The organism is Pseudofrankia sp. DC12 (assembly GCF_000966285.1).
Classification (GTDB): Bacteria; Actinomycetota; Actinomycetes; order Frankiales; family Frankiaceae; genus Pseudofrankia.
In genome coordinates this window covers 216,961-236,016 of record NZ_KQ031391.1, presented here as the reverse complement: position 1 = coordinate 236,016, position 19,056 = coordinate 216,961, and the positions used below count along the sequence as shown (strand labels likewise).

Sequence of the window (19,056 nt, the reverse complement as noted above, 5' to 3'; positions counted from 1 at the left end):
CCGTCGACGCCCTCAGCCCGGGCAGCACCACCGGAAGGACGTACATCGTGGCGAGTCCCGACTCCGCGCAGCGCAAGCGTGAGCTGCTCCGCCGCCGGCTGGCGGCGGAGCAGCTCACGCGCGAGCCGGCGGGTCCCGCCGGCTCCCGGCCGCGCCGGGAACCCGGCCGTGGGTACCCCGTCAGCCCGGCGCAGCGCCGGATGTGGTTCCTGACCCGGCTCGACCCGGACAGCGCGGCCTACACGATCTCGGCCGCATTCGAGCTGACCGGCCCGCTCGACGTGCCGGCGCTGCGTCGCGCGCTGCTGGCCGTCGCCCGCCGCCACGAGATCCTCCGCACGACCTACCGCGCCACCCCGGACGGCCGGCTCGAGCAGGTCATCCGGGACGACGTCGCGCCGGCCTGGCTCAGCGTCGACCTGTCGACCGAGCCGGCAGCCGGGCGAGACGACCGGGCTCGGGAGATCGCGCTGCGCGCGGCCCGGCGCCCGTTCGACCTGACCGCCGAGTCGCCGCTGCGGGTCACCGTGCTGCGCCACGGCCCGGACCGGCACACGCTGGCGCTGGCCGCGCACCACATCGCCTGGGACGACGCCTCCTGGGACGTCTTCTTCGCCGACCTGCTCGCCGCCTACGACGGCCGGGGCGACGTCGGCGGCACGGTGTCGTTCCTCGACGCGGCGGCTCCGGTCGCCGACCCGTCGGCCGAGCCGGCGGGCCTGGCCTACTGGCGCGACCGGCTGCTCCCGCTCGCCGAGGCGGTGCGGCTGCCCCGGCCGACCACTGAGGACCGCCAGCCCGAAGGGCTCCCGGCCGCCGCGGCCGCGCAGCGCCGCGACGCGGGCGACCAGCTCGTCCATCACGCGCCGGCCGAGCTGGTCGGCACCGTCCGGGCGTTCGCCGCCCGGCACGGCGCGACCCCGTTCATGGTGCTGCTCGCGGCCTACGCGGCCCTGATCCACCGGGTCACCGGCGCGACCGACGTCACCGTCGGCTCGCCCGTCGTCAACCGGGACGCCGCCGCGACCGAGGGCCTGATCGGCTACTTCGGCAACACGGTCTGCCTGCGGCTCGCGGTGGGGCCGGGCGACAGCTTCACCGAGCTGGTCGAGCGGACCCGGGCCGTCTGCCTGGGCGCGTTCGCGCACGCCGACGTGGACCTGGCCGACGTCGTCCGCGACCTCAACCCCGACCGCGCCGACGGCGTCTCCAGCGTGTTCGCCACGATGTTCGCCGTCCGAGCCCCGGCGGCGGCCGGCCTGCACCGCCCCGGCCGGGACCTGCGCGGCGAGCGCCGTCCCCTGCACAACGGCACCGCCCAGTCCCCGCTGATGGTCGTGGCCGAGCTGGGCGGCGCGGACGGCGGGCCCGGCTCGCTGGAGCTGGAGACGACCTACCAGCCCGGCGCGGTGTCGGCGGCCTTCGCCCGCTCCGTCGGACCGCGGCTGGAGCGCCTGCTGGCCGCGGCGCTGGCCGAGCCGGACGCGCCGCTCGGCCGGGTCGACCTGCTCGCCCCGGCCGAGCGCGACCGGGTGGTGCGCACCTGGAACGGCCGCGCCAGCTCCGACGGTCTCCGCCCGAACGAGCCATGGCCGGCGCGGTTCGCCGCCTGGGCCACCCGCGACCCGGGGCGGCTCGCGGTGGTCACCGCCGAGCGGTCCCTGACCTACGGCGAGCTGTCCGCCGCGGCCGACGCCTTCGGGCGCCGGCTGGCGGCCCTGGGCGCCGGGCCCGGCTCGGTCGTCGGGATCGCACTGCCGCGCACGGCCGAGCTGGTCGTGGCGCTGGCCGGGACCGGCCTGGCCGGCGCCGCCTACCTCCCGATCGACCCGGACCACCCGGACGGCCGGATCGCCTTCATGATCGAGGACGCCGCGCCGACGGTCCTGATGACCACGAAGGCGCTGGCCCCCCGGCTGCCGGCCGCGCCGGGCACGAAGCTGGTCCTCGTCGACGAGCCCGAGCTGGCCCAGATCGCCGGACCGTGGCCGCCGGAGGTCGCCGCGGACAGCCCCGTGTACGTGATCTACACGTCGGGCTCGACCGGCCAGCCGAAGGGTGTCGTCGTCGGGCACCGCTCGCTTACCGAGTTCTTGTCGTCGTTCGCCGAGACGGTGGGCATCGGGCCGGCCGACCGGGTGCTGGCCATGACGACGCTGGCCTTCGACCCGAGCACGGTTGAGCTGCTCGCGCCGCTGACGGTGGGCGCCTCGATCCGGCTCGTCGCCAGCGACGCGGTCCGCGACCCGGCCCAGCTGGCCCGGCTGCTGGAGGCAGGCGCCGTCACGGTCGCCCAGACCACCCCGTCGCGCTGGCGCTCCATCCTGGCCGCCGGCACCGCGCCCTACCCGGGAGTGCGGGTCCTGTCCGGCGGCGAGCCGCTGACGGCCGACGTCGCCCGTGAGCTGACCGCCCGCGCGTCGAACCTGACCAACGTCTACGGCCCGACCGAGGCGACGGTCTGGGCGACCACGAGCCTGGTGCGTGACGCCGATGGGGCCGGCCACGGACCGACCGTCGGGCGGCCCCTGCCCAACGCGCGGGCCTACGTGCTGGACGGCGCGCTGATGCCCGTGCCGGCCGGCGTCGTCGGCGAGCTCTACCTCGGCGGCACGGCCGTCACGCACGGCTACCTGGCCCAGCCGGGGCTGACGGCGTCCCGCCATGTCGCGAGCCCCTTCGAGACCGGCGAGCGGATGTACCGCACCGGCGACCTGGCCCGCTGGACCGGGTCCGGTGAGCTCGTCGTGTCCGGCCGCTCGGACGACCAGGTCAAGCTGCGCGGCTTCCGGGTCGAGCTGGGCGAGATCGAGTCGGTGCTGGCGCGCCATCCGGCCGTCGCGCGCTGCGCCGTGGTCGTCCGCGACGGCGGCCCGGCCGGCCGGACGCTCGTCGCCTACGTCGTCCCGGCGGGCGGACCGGCCGAGGACAGGACGCTCGCGGACCAACTGTGCGCGCACGCGGCGGCGGTCCTGCCCGGCTACATGGTGCCGGCGGCCTTCGTGACGCTGCCCGTCCTGCCGACCACCCCCACCGGCAAGCTCGACCGCCACGCACTGCCCGCCCCCGACTTCGGCGCGGCGGCCCAGCCCGGCCGGGCGCCGGCGACCCACGCGGAGGCGGTCCTGCGGGACGTCTTCGCGGCCGTCCTCGGCCAGCCGGACGTCGGGGTCGACGACTCGTTCTTCCGCCGGGGCGGCGACAGCATCCTGGCCTTCGCGGTGGTCACCCGTGCCGCCGCCGCCGGGGTGACCGTCGGGCTGGCGGACCTGTTCGACACCCCGACCGCCGCCGGCCTGGCCGCGGCGGCGAGCCCGACCGAGGGCCCGGCGCCGACCGGTGCCGGCCGGGCGCCCGCCGGCCCGCCGCCCGAGCTCCCGGACCTGCTGGCCGCCGACCCGGCGGACCTGGACCGTTGGCGGGCCCGGCTGCCCGGTCTGACCGAGGTGTGGCCGCTCTCCCCGTCGCAGGCGGGGCTGCTGTTCCACCGTCTCGTCGACGGCGACGACACCCCCGACGTCTACGTGATCCAGTTCGTCCTGGACCTGCGGGGCGAGCTCGACGTCGAGCGGCTGCGCGCGGCTTCGCGGGTTCTGGTCGACCGGCACGCCATGCTGCGGGCCGCCGTCCTGTCCGACGGCGCCGCGCCCGCCCAGGCCATCGTGGCCCAGGCCGAGCCCGAGTGGTCGGTCGTCGACCTGTCCGGCTGGCCGGCCGACGAGCGGGCAGCCGAGACCCAGCGGCTGGTCCTGGCCGACCGGGCTGCGCCGTTCGACCTCGCCGCGCCGCCGCTGCTGCGCTTCCTGTGGATCCGCGGCGGGCCGGACAGCGCCCGGCTCGCGGTCTGCGCCCACCACGTCATCCTGGACGGCTGGTCGCTGCCGCTGCTGCTGCGTGAGCTCTTCGCGCTGGCCGCCCAGCGCGGCGACGCGGCCGAAGCGGGCCTGGCTGCCCGCCCGTACTCGGACTACCTGCGCTGGCTGCTGGCCCAGGACCGGGACGCGGCCAGGGCGGCCTGGCGGGCCGAGCTGGCCGGCCTGGCGGAGCCGACCCTGCTGGCCCCGGCCGGCGGGCAGGCGGCCGGCGGCGCCGCGGCCGCCGTCGAGCGCGAGGCGAGCCCGGAACTGACCGCCCGGCTGGCCGCGCTCGGCCGCGAGCGGGGCCTGACGCTGAGCACGATCCTGCGCGCAGCGCACGCGGTGCTGCTGGCCCGCGCGGTCGGCCGCGACGACGTCGTGTTCGGCGCCGCGGCCGCCGGGCGGCCCCCGGAGCTGGCCGGCGCCGACGCCATGGTCGGCCTGTTCGTCACCACCGTCCCGGTGCGGGTGTCGGTGACCGCGCGGCGGACGTTCGCCGAGCTGATGGCCGACCCGCGGGTCGCCCAGGGCCGGATGTTCGCCCACCAGCATCTCGGCCTGGCCGAGATCCAGTCCGCCGCCGGCCGCGGCGAGCTGTTCGACTGCCTGCTCGTCCTGGAGTCGTACCCGTTCGACACGACGACGCTGCTCCCGCCGGGCGGACCGCGCCTCGAGGCCGTCGACGGCCACGACGCGACCCACTACGCGCTGACCGTCCGGGTCATCCCCGGCGAGCGGCTGCGGCTGACCTTCGGCTACCAGCGGGGCGTCCTCGACGACGCGACGGTGGCGGGGCTGGCCGACCGCCTGCTCGCGCTGCTGGCACAGATCGCGGCTGACCCGGACCGCCCGGTGGGCGCCGTCGCGGCGCTGCCGGCGGCCGAGCGTGGCCTGGCCGCGCTCACCCCGGCGGCCGTCGCGGCCGGCGACGCAGAAGCCACCCTGCCCGAGCTGTTCGAGGCCCAGGCCGCCCGGACCCCGGACGCCGTCGCCCTGCGCTGGCGCGACACGGAGCTGACCTACGCGCGGCTGGACGCCCGCGCCAACCGGCTGGCCCGGCTGCTGCGCGCCCGGGGCGTCGGGCCGGAGTCGATCGTCGCCGTCGCGCTGCCCCGGTCGTGCGACCTGGTCGTCAGCCTGCTCGCCGTCCAGAAGGCCGGCGGCGCCTACCTGCCGGTCGACCCGGCCTACCCGGCCGACCGGATCAGGTTCATGCTGCGCGACGCCGCCCCGGTCTGCGCGCTGACCACCGTCGCGACCCGCGCGGAGCTGCCGGCCCGGGCCGGCGTGCCGCTGATCGCGCTCGACGACCCGCTGGTCGAGGCGGCGCTCGCCGAGCAGCCGCCGGGCCGGCCCGGGCCGGCAGGCCGGGCCCGGCCCGACAACCTCGCCTACGTGATCTACACGTCGGGCTCCACGGGCCGGCCGAAGGGCGCACTGGTCACGCACCGCAACGTGGTGCGCTTGTTCGCCGCCAGCCAGGCGCACTTCCACTTCGACGCCGCCGACGTCTGGACGCTGTTCCACTCGGTGTCGTTCGACTTCTCGGTCTGGGAGCTGTGGGGCCCGCTGCTGCACGGCGGCCGGCTCGTCGTCGTCGACCACGAGGTCACCCGTGCGCCCGAGCAGTTCCTCGACCTGCTGCGCCGGGAGTCCGTCACCGTCCTGAACCAGACCCCGTCCGCCTTCGGCGCGCTGCTGGAGGCCGACCGGGACGCCGAGCGCCGTGACCCCGGCCGCCCGGGGCTGACGCTCCGGCTGGTGATCTTCGGCGGCGAGGCGCTGGACGTCGACCGGCTGCACCCGTGGTACGAGCGACACCCGGACGACGCCCCGGTCCTGGTCAACATGTACGGGATCACCGAGACCACCGTGCACGTCACGTACCTGCGGCTGGACCGGGCCAGTGCCGCCGCCGGCCGCCGTGGCGTCATCGGTGCGCCGCTGCCCGGCCTGCGGGCCCGGATCCTCGACCGGCACCTCACCCCGGTCCCGCCGGGCGTCGCGGGGGAGGTCTACGTCAGCGGCGGGCAGCTCGCCCGCGGCTACCTCGGACGGTCCGGCCTGACCGCCGCCCGGTTCCTCGCCGACCCCTACGGCGCGCCGGGCGACCGGATGTACCGCACCGGTGACCTGGCCCAGCTGGGCCAGGGCGGGGCGCTGGAGTACCTCGGCCGCGCCGACGACCAGGTGGAGATCCGCGGCTTCCGGATCGAGCCGGGGGAGATCGAGGCCGTCCTCGCGGCCGACCCGGCGGTGGAGCGGGCCGTCGTCCTCGCCCGCGAGGACCACGCCGGCCGGCGCCGGCTGATCGCCTACGCCGTGCGCCGGGCCGGCCAGCACGTCGACGGCCTGGCGCTGCGGGCCCGGGCCGCGGCGGCCCTGCCCGACTTCATGGTCCCGGCTGCGGTCGTCGTACTGGACGCGCTGCCGCTGACCGACAACGGGAAGCTCGACCGGGCGGCACTGCCCGCGCCGGACCTGGCCGCCGCCTCGGCCTCGGGCCGGTCGGGCGGCACCGACCTGGAGCGCACGCTCGGCGCGGTGTTCGCGGCCATGCTCGGGCTGGACCAGGTCGGTGCCGACGACGACTTCGTCGCCCTCGGGGGCGACAGCATCATCGCCATCCAGCTGGTCAACCGAGCCCGCCGCGAGGGCGTCCGGCTCACCCCGCGCGAGGTCTTCGTCCAGCGGACACCGGCCGCGCTCGCCGCGCTCGTCGCCAGCCGCGAGGCAGCCTCCGGGACCGCTCCCGAGACCTCGGCCGCGCCAGCGGCCCCGGTCGGCGCGGACGCGCCGTCGTCGGCGACCGGCCTGCTCACCCCGCCGCCGATCGTGGCCCGGCTCGCCGAGTGGGGCGGCGAGATCCGGCGGTTCAACCAGGCGTTCCTCGTCCGGACGCCGGCCGGCACCGACCAGACGGCCCTGCGCGCCGCGCTGCACGCGCTGGTCGCGCACCACGACGCGCTGCGGGCCCGGCTGCTGCGACCCGCGCCCGGCGTATGGCTGCTCCAGATCGACCCCGCCGTCCCGGCGGCCGGGGCCGACCTCGCGCCGCTCACCCGCGTCGACGTCGCCGGGCTCGATCCGGCCGCGTTGCGCGCCGCGGTCGCCGCGGCCTCCGACTCGGCCGCGGGCGGCCTGGACCCGGACGCCGGCGCGGTGGTCCGCGCGGTGTGGCTCGACGCCGGCCCGACCGAGCCCGGCCGGCTGGTACTGGTGATCCACCACCTCGTCGTGGACGGCGTGTCCTGGCGGATCCTGCTGGCCGACCTGGAGACCGCCTACGATGCGGCCCACGCCGGCCGGGCCCCCGAGCTGGAGCCGGTCGGCACCTCGCTGCGCGCCTTCAGCCAGGCCGTGGCCGAACACGCCACCGCGCCCGCCCGCCTCGGCGAGCTGACCCACTGGCTCGCGGCGCTCGCCCCGGGCGCCCGCCCGTTCCCCGAACCGTCCGCCCCGGCCACGGCGCCGGACGGCTCCCGGCTGGGACCGGCCGCGGTCGGCGTCGTGGCCGACACGGCACGCCTGGTCGTCGAGCTGCCGGCGGCGGACACCGCCGCGCTGCTCACCGGTGTGCCCGCGGCCGCGAACGCCGAGGTCACCGACGTGCTGCTGGCCGGCCTGCGGCTGGCGCTGGCCGCCGCCGTGCCCGGGGGCGACGGTGAGCTTCTCGTCGATCTCGAACGGCATGGCCGGGACGAGATCGCCCCCGGCCTGGACCTGGCCCGGACGGTCGGCTGGTTCACCAGCATCGCGCCGGTCCGGCTGGCGGCGGCCGGGGCCGACGCGCGCGCGACGCTCGCCGACGTGACGGCCCGGCTGCGGGCCACCCCCGACGCGGGGACCGGCTTCGGCCCGCTGCGCTACGCGAACCCGCTCGCCGGCCCCACCCTCGCCCGGGCCGGGCAGGCCCAGGTTCTGTTCAACTACCTCGGCCGCTTCGGCGCCGAAGCCCGGGCCGACTGGGGGCTGGCGGACGAGTTCGACGCGCTCGCCGCCACCCCCGACCCGGGTCTGGGCGTGGGCTATCCGCTGACCGTCGACGTCGCGTGCGTCGAGACCGCCGACGGGCCGGTGCTGCGGGCCACCTTCACCTACCTGACGACCGTGCTGGAAGCCCAGGCGGCGAGCGGGATCGCCGCCGGCTTCGTCGACGCGCTGCGGGAGCTAGCGGCGCTCGCCCCGGCCGCCCCGGCCGCCGCGGCGACCCGGCCGGCGGAGCTCGTCACGCTCACGGCGGCCGAGCGCGACCGGCTCGCCCGCACGTTCCCGGCCGCGGTGGCCGACGTCTGGCCGCTCTCGCCGCTACAGGAGGGCCTGCACTTCCACTCGGCGCTCGACCAGACGAGCGACGCCTACACCGCGCAGTTCTGGTTCGACTTCGACCACCGGCTCGACGCCGACCGGCTGCGCCGCGCCTGCCGCGCCCTCATGGCGGTCACCCCGACCCTGCGCGCGGGCTTCCTCAGCGACGGCCTTCCCCAGCCCGTGCAGGTCATCGCGCGCGAGCTGCCCGCGCCGGTCGAGGAGATCGACCTGTCGGCCCTGGCCGAGCCCGAACGCCTGGCCGAGGCCGACCGGATCGCCGCCGGCGACCGGGCCCGCCCGTTCGATGTGACCCGTCCGCCGCTGTTCCGGCTGACCCTGATCCACCTGGCGCCGGGGCGCGACCGGCTGGTCGTCAACCGTCAGGTGCTGCTGTGGGACGGCTGGTCCGGGGCGCTCTTCGTCGAGGGCCTGCTCGACCTGTACGCCGCCGAGGGCGACCCGGCGGCCGGTCCGCCGCGGCCGGCCGGGCCGCCGCGCTGGTCCTACCGCGACTACCTGGTCTGGCTGCGCTCGCGGGACACGGCCGCAGCCGGGCGGGCCTGGCGCTGCGCGCTCGCCGGCCTCGAAGGCCCGACGCTGGTGGTGCCGGCGGCGCGGGGCCTGCCGCCGGTCGCGCCGGTCCGGATCACCGCCGAACTGCCCGAGGCGACGGCCGACGCCGCCCGCACGGCCTCCCGCGCCCACGGCGTCACCCTGAACACGATCTTCAACACCGCGCTGGCGCTGGTCCTGGCCGGCGCGACCGGAACGGACGACGTCGTGTTCGGGACGACGGTCGCCGGCCGGCCGACCGACGTCGACGGCATCGACGAGGTCGTCGGCCTGTTCCTGAACACCGTCCCGGTCCGGGTCCGGCTCGACCCGCGCGAGACGGTCGGCGAGCTGCTCGACCGCGTCGCCGGCCAGCGTCTCGACCTGCTCGACCACGAGTACCTCGGCCTCGGCGAGATCCAGCGGGCCAGCGGCCACCAGGCGCTGTTCGACACTCTCTACGTCCTGCAGAACTTCATCGACGAGGTCGCCAACGAGCAGACCACCGCCCGCCACGGCATCGTCGGCGGGGACAGCCTCGACCACACCCACTACCCGCTGACGTTCGTGCTGTTCCCCGGCGCGCGGATCACCGTGCGGCTGGAGTACCGGGCGGACGTCGTCACCACCGAGCTGGCGGAGGGGCTGTTCGCCCGGCTGCTGGCGATGGTCGACACGCTCAGCGGTGGGCTGGACGCCCGGGTCGGCTCGCTCGACCCGCTGCTGCCGGCCGAGCGGGACCGGCTGGAGCGGGACGCCGCCGTGCCGGCGCTGCCGGTCGGCGCGGACACCGTCGCCGACCTGCTGGCCGACCGGGCCGGCGGCGAGCTCCGCGACGTCGTCGGGCTGGTCCTCGGCGACGAGCGGCTGACCTACGGCGAGCTCGACGCCCGGGTGAACCAGCTGGCCCGGCTGCTGATCGCGCGCGGCGCCGGACCGGAGACCGTGGTCGCGCTCGGGCTCGGCCGGACGGTCGACATGGTCGTCGCCCTGTTCGCCGTGCTGCGCACCGGCGCCGCCTACCTGCCCCTGGAGCTGGACCACCCGTCGGCGCGCCTGCTGGAGATGGTCGCCGACGCGCGGGCGGGGCTGCTCGTCACCACCCGGGTGACGGGCCGCTACCTGGCGGGCGCGCCGGACGAGGCCGCCGGCCAGACCTGGCTGGTGCTCGACGACGACGCGGTCGCCGCCGAGCTCGCCGCGGCCCCGCCCGGTGTGCTGTCGGACGCCGAGCTCGGCGCCTTCGCCCGCGGCCGCGCCGACCGGCTCGAGCACCCGGCCTACGTGATCTACACCTCCGGCTCGACCGGCCGGCCCAAGGGCGTGGTGACTCCCTACCGCGGGCTGACGAACATGTGGCTCAACCACCGGGACGAGATCTTCGCCCCGACCGTGGCGGCGGCCCGGCGCCGGCTGCGGGTCGCGCACACCGTCTCCTTCGCCTTCGACATGTCGTGGGAGGAGCTGCTCTGGCTCGTCGAGGGCCATGAGGTGCACATCTGCGACGAGAACCTGCGTCGGGACGCCGAGGGGCTCGTCGCCTACTGCGACCGGCACCGCATCGACGTCGTCAACGTCACCCCGACCTACGCGGCCCATCTCTTCGAGGCCGGGCTGCTGGACCGGACCGAGCCCACCGAAGCACCAGCCACCGAGGGCCACCGCCACCGGCCGGCCCTGGTCATGCTGGGCGGCGAGGCCGTCGGGGACTCGATCTGGAACCGGCTGCGCGACACCGACGGGACGGCCGGCTACAACCTGTACGGGCCGACCGAGTACACGATCAACACCCTCGGCGCCGCGACGTCCGACAGCCGGACGCCGACCGTCGGGCGCCCGATCCGCAACACCCGGGTCTACGTGCTGGACCGCTGGCTGCGGCCGGTCCCCGACGGCGCCGCCGGTGAGCTTTACATCGCCGGCGACGGCCTGGCCCGCGGCTACCTCGACCGGTTCGGCCTGACCGCGACCCGGTTCGTGGCGGACCCGGTCCGGCCCGGCGAGCGGATGTACCGGACCGGCGACCTGGTCGTGCGCCGGGCCACCGACGGCAACCTGGACTTCCTCGGCCGCACCGACGACCAGGTCAAGATCCGGGGCCACCGGATCGAGCTGGGCGAGGTCACCGCCGCGCTCGACGCCCACGAGGCGGTCAGCCAGTCGGCGGTGATCGCGGCCGCGGACCCGGCGGCCCCGGGGTCCAGCCGGCTCGTCGCCTACGTCGTGCCGGCCGAGCGGTCCGCCGCCGACCGGGCCGCGACCGAGGACGACCAGGTCGGCGAGTGGCGCCAGATCTACAGCGACGAGTACGAGCGGATCCCCGCCGCCGCGCTCGTCGAGGACTTCACCGGCTGGGACTCCAGCTACGACGGCCAGCCGATCCCGCGGGCCGACATGCGGGAGTGGCGGGCGGCGACCCTCGACCGGGTGCGCGCCCTCGCGCCCCGGCGGGTGCTGGAGATCGGGGTCGGCACCGGCCTGCTGCTCGGCCCGCTCGCGCCCGACTGCGAGGCTTACTGGGGCACGGACTTCGCCGCCCCGGTCCTCGCGAAGCTGCGCGCCGAGCTGGCCGGCGCCCCGGACCGGTTCGGCCGCGTCGAGCTGCGCCACCAGCCGGCCCACGTCACCGACGGCCTCCCGGCGGCCTTCTTCGACACGGTGATCCTGAACTCGGTGATCCAGTACTTCCCGAGCGCCGGTTACCTGGCCTCGGTCCTGCGTGGCGCGCTCGACCTGCTCGCCCCGGGCGGCTCCCTGTTCGTCGGCGACGTGCGCGACCTCGGCCGGCTGCGCACCTTCCACCGCGCGGTCGAGCTGGCCCGTTCCGGCGAGGCCGGGCCTGACCCGGCCCGGCTGACGGCCGCCGTGGACCGGCGGGTCCTCCTGGAGAAGGAACTGGTCGTCGCGCCGGCGTTCTTCGCCGAGCTGGCCGCCGAGGCCGACCTGGAAGTGTCCGTGCGGGTCAAGCGGGGCCGGCTGCGCAACGAGCTGACCCGGCACCGTTACGACGTCGTGCTACGCCGGCCCGACCGGGCAGCGGACGGCGCGGCGGCTGGGGATGACCTCCTCAGGGTGGCTTGGGGCGTCGACGGAACCGATCTCATGGCGGTCGAGGCTCTCCTCGGCGCTCGCCGGCCGGCCCGCGTCCTGGTGACCGGGATCCCGGACGCCCGGATCGCCGACGAGCTGTCGCCCGCCGACCCGGCTCCCGCCGGGCCGGTCGTGGTCGAACCCGACGACGTGTACGCGCTGGCCGACGGCCTCGGCTACGAGGCTGCCCTCACGCCGCGCCCCGACGACTCCGGGCGCCTCGACGCCCTGCTCGTGCGCGGCTCGGGCCCGGCCGCCCTCCCGGCGACCCGTCCGGCCATCGACCCGGCCGCCCGGCCGACCGCCGGTACAGCCCGCACCAACGACCCGACCGCGGCCCGCGCCGCCGCCGCGCTCGTCGGGCGGCTACGGTCCGACCTCGCCGCCGTCCTGCCGGACTACCTCGTCCCGGCTGCGATCGCGGCGCTGCCGGCGATCCCGCGCAACGCCAACGGCAAGCTCGATGTCGGGGCGCTGCCGCCGGCCGAGCCAGGGGCGGCCAGCTCGGGCCGGCCCCCGGCCACCGCGCTGGAACGGCGGCTCGCCGAGGTGTTCGCCGACGTCCTCGGCCTGCCCGCCGTCGGCGCGGACGACGACTTCTTCGCCCTCGGCGGCCATTCCCTGCTCGCGACCCGGGTGGTCAGCCGGGCCAGGGCCGCCTTGGAGGTCGACCTCGCCATCCGCGACCTGTTCGACGCACCCACGGTCGAGGCGCTGGCCGCGAAGGTGGCCAGCCGCGCCGAGACCGCGCCGCGGCGCCCGCCGCTGGTCGCGGGGGAGCGGCCGGAGCGCATCCCGCTCTCGCCGGCGCAGCGGCGCCTCTGGCTGGTCGACCGCCTGGCCGGCGGTACCGACGCGTACAACTACCCGCTCGCGTTCCGGGTCGCCGGCCGGCTCGACGTCGCCGCGCTACGCGCCGCCGTCGCCGACCTGGTCGGGCGGCACGAGTCGCTGCGGACCGTCATCGCCGTCGCCGACGGCGAGCCCTACCAGCGGATCCTGGACCCGGCCGCCGCGCGGCCCCGCCTCGACGTCACCGACTGCGCGCCGGACGAGGTGACCGCGTGGATCACCCGGGCGGTGGCCGAGCCCTTCGACTTGTCCGCCGAGGTGCCGCTGCGGCTGGCGGTGCTGCGCGGGCCGGACGACGACGCGCTCGTCGTCGTGCTGCACCACATCGTCACCGACGAGTGGTCGGACCGGCCGTTCCTGCTCGACCTGGACACCGCCTACTCGGCCCGGCTGGCCGGGCGCGCGCCGGACTGGGCGCCACTCCCGGTCCAGTACGCCGACTACGCCCTCTGGCAGCAGGCGCTGCTCGCCGGCCAGGACGCGGGCGGCAGCCTCGCCACCCGCCAGCGCGCGTTCTGGCTGGAGGCGCTGCGCGGTCTGCCCGACGAGATCCCGCTGCCGCTGGACCGGCCGCGCCCGGCCGTCCGCGACGGCGCGTCCGGGCGGGTCGTGCGGGTGCTGCCCGGCCCGGTCGCGACCGGGCTGCGGGCGCTGTGCGCCGAGACCGGCACGAGCATGTCGATGCTCGCCCACGCGGCGCTGGCCACCCTGCTGCACCGGCTGGGGTCCGGCGTCGACATCCCGATCGGCGTGCCCGTCGCCGGGCGCGCCGACGCCGCGCTCGAACGCCTCGTCGGCTTCTTCGTGAACACGCTGGTGATCCGGTCCGACCTGGCCGGCGACCCGACGTTCCGGGACCTGCTCGGCCGGACCCGTCAGACCGATCTGGCCGCGTTCGACCACCAGGACCTGCCGTTCGAGGACGTCGTGGCCGCGGTGAACCCGCGCCGCGTCCTCGGGGTCAACCCGCTGTTCCAGGTGATGGCGGGCTACCACCACCTGGCCGACGACGACCGGGAGCTGCTCGGCGGGCCGGTGGCCTTCATCAACCCCGAGGTCGGGACCGCCAAGTTCGACCTCGACGTGACGTTCGTCGACCGGGCCGCGCGGGGCGAGGTCACCGTGCTGGTCGAGTTCGCCACCGACGTCATCGAGCCGGTCGGCGGCGCCCGGCTGGCCGACCGGCTGTCGCGGCTGCTGGCCGAGATCGTCCGGGACCCGGACCGTCCCATCGGCCGGCTGGAGATCGTGGACGACGCCGAGCGCGCGGCCGCCCTGCGCGCCGCCGCCGGGCCGGCCCGGGCGCTGCCCGCCGCCGGTGGGGCGACCGTCCCGGAGCAGCTGGACCGGGCCGTGGCCGCGCATCCCGACCGGGTCGCGCTGGTCACCGGCGCGGGCCGGACGACGTTCACCCAGCTCGCGGCCGAGGTCGACCGGATCGCCGGGCTGGTGCGCCGGCTCGACGCCGGACCGCAGGCCCTCGTCGCGCTCGCGCTGCCGCGCGCCCGGATGGTCCCGACGATCTTCGGGGTGCTGGCGGCCGGCGCGAGCTACCTGCCGATCGACGTCGAGCAGCCGGCCGACCGGCTGGCGTTCCTGCGCGCCGACGCGGCGCCGGTGGCCGTCCTCACCACGCGAGCCCTCGCCGGCCGGCTGCCGGCCGGGCCGGGCACCGTGCTCGTCCTGGACGAACTCGACCTGGAGGCCTCCGGCGACCGGGCCACGGCGGCGCCCGACCCGGACGCGGCGGCCAGCGTCATCTACACCTCCGGGTCGACCGGCGTCCCCAAGGCGGTCATCGGCACCCACCGGGGCCTGGCCAACCTGTTCGCCTCGCACCTGGTCGACCTCATCGCGCCGGTCGAGCGCGCCGCCGGTCCCGACCGGGGCGCCCAACGCGTGCTGCACGCGGCCTCGTTCAGCTTCGACGGCTCGTGGGAGCCGCTGCTGTGGCTGCTGGCCGGGCACGAGACGCACGTCGTCGACGAGGCCGTCGCGCGGGACGCAGCTGCCCTCGTCGACTACGTCGAGCGGACCCGGGTCGACGTGCTCGACCTGACCCCGACCTACCTGCAGGAACTGATGAGCCACGGGTTCCTGCGGCCCGAGGGCCACCGGCCGGGCGTCCTGCTCGTCGGCGGCGAGGCGACGCCGCCACCGCTGTGGGAACGGCTGCGCGCGCTGCCCGGGATGGTCGTCCATGACCTGTACGGGCCGACCGAGTACTCCGTGGACGCCTACGGCTGGCACAGCACGGGCGCCGACCCAGGCTGGGCCGCGCCCCTCGCCAACACCCGGGCCTACCTGCTCGACGGGGCGCTCGCGCCGGTCCCGGACGGGGTCGCCGGTGAGCTTTACCTGTCCGGGCCGGGCCTCGCCCGTGGCTACCAGCGCCGCGCCGGCCTGACGGCGGCCCGGTTCGTCGCCGACCCGTTCGGGGCTCCCGGCGACCGGATGTACCGCACCGGCGACCTGGCCCGGCGCCGGCCCGGCGGCTCGCTCGTGTTCCTTGGGCGCGCGGACGACCAGGTCAAGGTGCGCGGCTTCCGGGTCGAGCTCGGGGAGATCGAGCGGGTGCTGGACGCCGTGCCCGGCGTCGCGGCGGCGGCGGTCTGGTTCCGTCCGGATGCCCCGCCCGCGGTCCAGCTCGTGGCCTACCTGGTGCCGGCCGCGGCGGCCGGGGCGGACCCGGCTGGGGCGGCCCGGGCGCAGGTCGCCCGGGTGCTCCCGGCGTACATGGTCCCGCAGGCGTTCGTCACGCTGGACCGGCTGCCCCGCACGGTCAACGGCAAGCTGGACCGCCGGGCGCTGCCCGAGCCGTCCGCGCCGGCGACGGCCGCCGGGCGGCGGCCCCGCGACACCCGCGAGGAGCTGCTCGCCGATCGGTTCGCCGCCGTGCTCGGGGTCGAGCGGGTCGGCGTCGACGATGACTTCTTCGCCCTCGGCGGGCATTCGCTGCTCGTGATGCGGCTGTGCGCGGCGGTCCGGTCGGCCTTCGGGCTGGAGATCACGCCGCGGGCGGTCTTCGAGGACCCGACCGTCGCCCGGCTCGCCCGCCGGCTCGACCAGGCCGGTACCGCGAGCCCGGCTGTCAGCCGCCGGCCGCGCCCGGTGAACCCGCCGCTGTCGTTCGCGCAGCGCCGGCTGTGGGTGGTCGGGCAGGTGGAGGGCCCGAGCCCGACCTACAACATCCCGATCACCTGGCGGCTGACCGGCCCGCTGGACCTGGCCGCGCTGCGCGCCGCGGTGCACGACGTCGTGGCCAGGCACGAGGCGCTGCGGACCATCTTCCCCGCGCCCGGCGGCGAGCCGGTCCAGTGGGTCCTCGACCCGACCGACACGGAGATCCCGTTCGACGTCGTCGAGTGGTCGGCCCAGCCCGGCGCCTCGGCCGCCGAGCCGGCCGTGGGCGACCCGGCGCTGGCGGACGTCCTCGCCCGGGTCGCGGCCTACGCGTTCGACCTGGAGCGCGAGGCACCGATCCGGGTGACCGTCGTGCGCTGCTCGCCGAAGCTGCACCTCGCCCAGGTGCTGATCCACCACATCGCCGCCGACGAGGGCTCCGACCGTCCGCTGGCCCGCGACCTGTCCGCCGCCTACCGGGCCCGGGCCGCCGGCCTCGTGCCGGACTGGGCGCCGCTGCCGGTCCAGTACGTCGACTACACCCTGTGGCAGCAGGAGCTGCTCGGCGACGAGGCCCTGGCGACGAGCCCGGCCGCCCGGTCCCGGGCGTTCTGGGCCGAGGCGCTGGCTGGCCTGCCCGCCCAGCTGGCACTGCCGACCGACCGGCCCCGGCCGGCCGAGCCGAGCCACATTGGCGGGATCGTCGAGGCGGCTCTCGACGCCGACCTCCTCGGCGCGCTGCGCGGCACCGCCCGGGCACACGACGTCAGCCTGTTCATGGTGCTGCGGTCGGCGGTCGCGGCCGTGCTGCACCGGCTCGGCGCGGGCGAGGACATCCCGATCGGCAGCCCGGTCGCGGGCCGGGCCGACGCCGCCCTCGACGACCTCGTCGGCTTCTTCCTCAACACCCTGGTCCTGCGGACCGACCTGTCGGGCGACCCGTCGTTCGGCGAGCTGCTGGGCCGGGTCCGCGCCGGCGACCTCGCCGCGTTCGACCACCAGGAGCTGCCGTTCGACCGGGTGGTGGACGCCGTGAACCCGCCCCGCCTGCTCGCCCGCCACCCGCTGTTCCAGGTCATGATCGTCTATCTGGCCGCCTCCGACACCGTCGACGAGCTGGCGCTGGACGCCGTCAGCGCCCGCCCGGAGCCGGTGCGCCGGGCGAGCGCCAAGTTCGACCTGTCCTTCGACTTCGTCGAACGGGCCGGGCCCGACGGCGGGATGACGCTCGGCGTCGCCTACAGCGACGACCTGTTCGACCGGTCGACCGCCGAGCGGATCGCCGAGCTGCTGCGCCACGTGCTCGCCGCCGTCGCGGCGGACCCGGCGACACCGCTGAGCGCGCTGAAGATCCCGGACGTCGGGCTGGAGGTCCTGGCCCGGCCGGTGGACCTCGTCGCGCGGCCACCGGCGGCGCCCTCCGTCGAGGTGGTCGCGCCGGCGTCGCCGCGGCCGCCCGCGAACGAGATCGAGACCGCCCTGGTCGCCGCGTTCGCCACGGTGCTCGGCGTCGACGACGTCGGCGTCGACGACGACTTCTTCACCCTCGGCGGCGACAGCATCGTCGCGATGCGGCTGGTCAACCGGATCCGGGCCGCCGGCCTCACCGTGACCCCGCGGCTGCTGTTCGGCCACCGCACACCCGCGACGCTCGCCACGGTGGTCCGCCACCGGGCGCCGTCGCCGTCGGCCGCCGGTGGCGGGGCGACCCGGCGTCCCGCCGCCGGCCCCGACGACCGCGAGCCGGCCGGGATCGTCCTGGTCCCGCCGACGCCGGCGCTGCTCGCGGCGCGGGCGCGGGACACCGGGCCCGGCGGCGCGACGTTCGCCTCGTTCTCCTCGCCCGTGCTGCTGTGCACCCCGGCGGGCCTGGACCTGGCGACGCTCACCGCCGCCGTCGCGACGGTCGTCGACCACCATGACGTGCTGCGCGGCCGGCTCGTCCGCTCGGACCGCCCCGGCCCGCGCCCGGCCGGAGCCCCGGCGACCAGCGCCGACGGCGGACCGGCCTGGTCACTGGCGATCGCCCCGCGTGGCGGCGTCGACGTCCGGTCCTGGGTCCGCCGGGTCGACGTTGCCGACCTCGCCGCGGGCGACGGCTTCGGCGGCGCGCGCGGGCGGGCGCTGATCCAGGGGCTCGCCGCGGCGGCCAACGCCGAGCTCGATCCCGACGGCGGCCAGACCATCCGGGCGGTCTGGCTCGACGCCGGCACCGCGCGGCCGGGCCGGCTGCTGCTGATCATCCATCACGCGCTGATCGACGGCGTGTCCTGGCCGATCGTGCTGGAGGACCTCGCGGCGGCGGCGGGCGCCCTGGCGGCCGGCAAACGGCCCGAGCTCACGCCCGTGCCGGTGTCGTTCGCCGGCTGGGCCCGTGGCCTCGACGAACAGGCCCGTGCGTCGCGCACGGACCAGCGGCTGGCCTTCTGGCTGGACCTGCTCAGCCGCGCCACCCCCGCGCCCTGGGCAGGCTCGGCCCAACCGGTGGAGCCTGCGACGGTCACCGTGAGCCTGCCACCGGCGCGGGCGGCGGCACTGCTCTCGACGGTCCCCGCCGCCTTCGGGGTGGGGGTGGACGAGCTGCTGCTCGCGGCCCTGTCCGTGGCCGTGGCCGAGCAGGCCGGCCCCGGCCCGTCGGGGACGGTCGTCGCGGTGCAGGCCCACGGGCGCCAGGAGCACGTCGTCGACGACCAGGACCTGTCCCGGACGGTGGGCTGGCTCGCCGAGATCTTCCCGTTCCTGCTGGAGCACGCGGCCGGGGACGGCGCCCCCCTGGGCGACCGGTCGCTCGACGCGGCCGTCGCCCGGGTGCACGCGCTGATGGAGCGGATCCCAGAGGGCGGAACGGATTACAGCATGCTGCGCTTCCTCAATCCCCACACCGCGCCGCTCCTCGCCGCGGCGCCCCTGCCGACGGTCTACCTGAACTACGTCGGCCGGCTGACCCGCGGCGAGATCGCGGACTGGACGGTCGCCGAGGAGGACGAGGAGCTCTTCGCCGACTGGAACTCCGACCAGCCTGACCCCTTCGCGCTGAACGTGATCGTGCGAGTCGTCGACGGCCCGGCCGGCCCCGAGCTGACCGCGCGGTGGACCTCCGGCCCGGCTGGCCCGGCGGGCCCCGTCGTCGCCGGTCTCGCGGCCGGGTGGCACCGGGCGCTCGACGCGCTCGCCGCCCGCGCCGCGCGGCTCGGGCCGCCCACCCCGGCGGCCGCCGCCGGCCGCGGCTGATCCCAGACCACGACCGCGGGCCGGGACCGGCCCGCGGCCA

General features: G+C 77.1%; 1 protein-coding gene. It reads left to right on the top strand.

The genetic code is table 11. The features are described from left to right. Nucleotides 1–47: 47 nt before the first annotated feature. Entirely contained in the window at nt 48–19,016 is an 18,969-nt protein-coding gene (locus FRADC12_RS00900; RefSeq protein ID WP_045875184.1) for a non-ribosomal peptide synthetase, read from the top strand. Nucleotides 19,017–19,056 lie beyond the last annotated feature (40 nt).